The following is a 2,659-nucleotide window of genomic DNA, read 5'->3' as shown; positions in this document are numbered from 1 at the left end:
GCTTGATTAAAGCTTGGTTATACGAGGACCAATTGGTTGTACGATAGATTTTAGGTGTAGGCTTCTTCATCTGGAAATTATATTACTGAAGAAGCCTTCAAGAATAGCTTTGTGCAACAAAGCCCTTAACCAACATTAATGTGACTTTAAAATGACATTTTTGTCATCTACGATCACTCTGAAATTTATAAGATTAGTTATTTCAATCAATGGTAGTGAACTGAATAGATGAGACCGTTATGGGTTGAAGATAAGCTAAAAACCGGTGACTACCTTTATGTATAATGCCTCATGATGCGATTTTACTGTTCTGATTGTCGTAAGTTGACAGTCCAGTAGAAACTTTATTGCTCAGCTACAAAAGATAAATGCAGTAATGTTAAATTTCCTCAATTCCCTTATTTTGAAATTCTCTTATTCAATACCCACGACAGTGGTTATATAGCCTGTTGTTAATAGAATTGATAGACCTAATAACATCTCAAATAAAATGGCATGACTAAGGTGTTTAGCGAATTTAGGATGTTGAAGACGCGGGGTGAAATACCATTTGTTGAAGGCAGCTAAAAGTAGAATACTTATAACAAAAAACATTTTAACCATGAAACCATAGCCATATGCAGTATTGATTAAGGTATTAAAATCTTTAATTAAAAGAAGAGCTACACTAGCGCCACAGGCGATTAATATCCCAACAATGAAAGCAGCAATACGTCCAAATACATGCATGCGATCTTTTAAAGGTAAACCACTTATTTCCCGGCTGGTTTTCCATAACGGATATAAAGACCCCATCCATAACGACATAACTAGAATATGGATTGATAATAAAATTTGAGCAAGTAAGGTTAAATTAGCGACATGTCCGAGCTGGGAAAAACTAAAAATAATCGGGAGAAGTAAAACACAAAATATTGAACTTTCAATTATAGAAAAATGATCTTTGTTCCTGTTAAGTTTAACCACCATGAGAAGAAGTAAAAGAGCAAAACTAATAGAACGAAGAACGTATATATACCCCGTCGGAGTATCAACCAATATATTAATATACGTGGGGTCCACCATACCTGTAATACCAGTATTGGCAAAACTACCAATCAGAATAAAAAATCCCAAGGTACTGGAAATTAGGCCTAATCCAGCGCCAATTGTAATATATTTAAGAATCGATTCTTTTAGTTCAAGATATTGTCTAAGTAAAAAATAGCAAAAGACTCCACCAACGACAAAAGCTACACTTAAATATAAAATAACCTTAGTTAACCAAGTGGCCCACATCCAATATTCAGAAATCATTATTTTTGTCCATTCTAGAACAACATGCCAGCACCTCACTGACATGTTGAAAGGTAATCAATTCTTATTTAGTTGATTTGATAGTGAAACTATATTCACCATTCATGTTGTGACCATCTTTCCCCATTGTTGTCCAGACAACGGTATATTTACCTTTTTTCAGTTTCGGAAGAGCGACATCAAAGGATTTCTTTAAGTCATGAGTAACTTTATATTTTAAAGGAACATCTCTTCGCTGAGCATCCAGTAACTTAATATTCATCAACATAATCTCTGCACCAAAGTTAAGGGTCAAGTTCTTTGGTTGACTAAGGATAGATGCATTTTCCGCAGGAATCGCACTCACTAAACTCACATGAGCGAACGTAGTTGTAGTAGCCACAATCATCGTTGCAGCTACTACAACATTACGTAGAGCAGTCATTTTATTTTGAAATAATTTCATTTACGTTTCCTCTTGATTCGTTAGTTCATTAGAGATGACTTTATAAAATCTATATTTAATGAGACCACATCATCTCCTCTTATATTTCAATTATTAGTGAGAGACAGAAACAGAGCGATGACTTCAAAATTACATTTTTGTCATTTTTAAAATTTAAAATCTTTAACTATTAAAATAATCTTATTGAAAAATAATGATCATTTAACAAACAAATTATGTAGGTGGTTGATTTATGAAATGTAGTAATCATTTTGTCTAAGAAAATAGTAGCTATTTAATTTTTTATATTTTAGTTTAAATATAAACATGTTATGTTTAATTTGATCTAATATAAATTTGTGGGCTAAGCACATGACTCAAACACGTCCAAGAATGACCAAATTATTTGAACAGCTTGGTTTAGCTTCTACTGAAGAAGCAATTGCAAAATTCATAGAGAGCCATCAGCTAGCTGGAGATGTTTTTTTAACACAAGCAATTTTTTGGACTGATGCTCAACGTCATTTTTTAGAAGAAAAACTACACTCTGATGGTGAATGGACGACAGTGATTGATCAATTAAATGAGTCTTTACATGAAAATTCAGTAAAATAATTTTCCGTTAGTATTAAGGATCTACATTCTTCCCTGCATTGAATACAACTCATTCATACAGTAGTACTGTTTTGGAGATGGAATCTCTATTATATAAGTAGTAGATTCCTTACTCTGAAATTTGGATTATAAACCCTAATATTAAAAATAATCTTCTTTACCTTCTATCGGCTTTGTTGCATAAATATGTAAGCATCTGATTTAAATAAATTTAATTTTGGATCAAAAAATAATCAAAACTTCTAAAATCATATAGTTATGAAATCTTTGTGCAACAAAGCCCCTTCTATCTAATAAATATACCAATAAGTTTAATAATTAAAT

The 2,659-nt window shown here is 32.0% G+C and carries 3 protein-coding genes; 1 reads left to right on the top strand and 2 read right to left on the bottom strand.

From position 1 onward, the window contains the following. Nucleotides 1-414: 414 nt before the first annotated feature. A complete protein-coding gene (locus GBI16_RS17860; RefSeq protein WP_151707594.1) occupies nucleotides 415-1,296 on the bottom strand; it encodes a copper resistance D family protein in 882 nt (293 codons plus the stop codon). Between the two features lie 64 nt (nucleotides 1,297-1,360). Next, nucleotides 1,361-1,741 carry a copper resistance protein CopC gene (locus tag GBI16_RS17855; RefSeq protein ID WP_151707593.1) on the bottom strand — a complete coding sequence of 127 codons (381 nt, stop codon included), beginning with the start codon at nucleotides 1,739-1,741 and terminating at the stop codon, nucleotides 1,361-1,363. A gap of 351 nt (nucleotides 1,742-2,092) precedes the next feature. On the opposite strand from GBI16_RS17855, the gene GBI16_RS17850 reads away from it, so the two are divergent. After that, nucleotides 2,093-2,335 (top strand): DUF2789 family protein, encoded by a 243-nt coding sequence (locus GBI16_RS17850; protein WP_004281876.1) that lies wholly within the window; start codon nucleotides 2,093-2,095, stop codon nucleotides 2,333-2,335. The last annotated feature ends 324 nt before the right edge of the window (nucleotides 2,336-2,659 follow it).

The organism is Acinetobacter sp. TUM15064 (assembly GCF_008980265.1).
Lineage (GTDB): Bacteria > Pseudomonadota > Gammaproteobacteria > Pseudomonadales > Moraxellaceae > Acinetobacter.
This window is presented reverse-complemented; position numbering and strand designations above follow the sequence as displayed.

What these genes read in the sequence shown, in the direction of transcription:
- GBI16_RS17860 (WP_151707594.1), bottom strand. Translation starts at nt 1,296, where the DNA reads ATGATTTCTGAATATTGGATGTGGGCCACTTGGTTAACTAAGGTTATT.
- GBI16_RS17855 (WP_151707593.1), bottom strand. Translation starts at nt 1,741, where the DNA reads ATGAAATTATTTCAAAATAAAATGACTGCTCTACGTAATGTTGTAGTA.
- GBI16_RS17850 (WP_004281876.1), top strand. Translation starts at nt 2,093, where the DNA reads ATGACTCAAACACGTCCAAGAATGACCAAATTATTTGAACAGCTTGGT.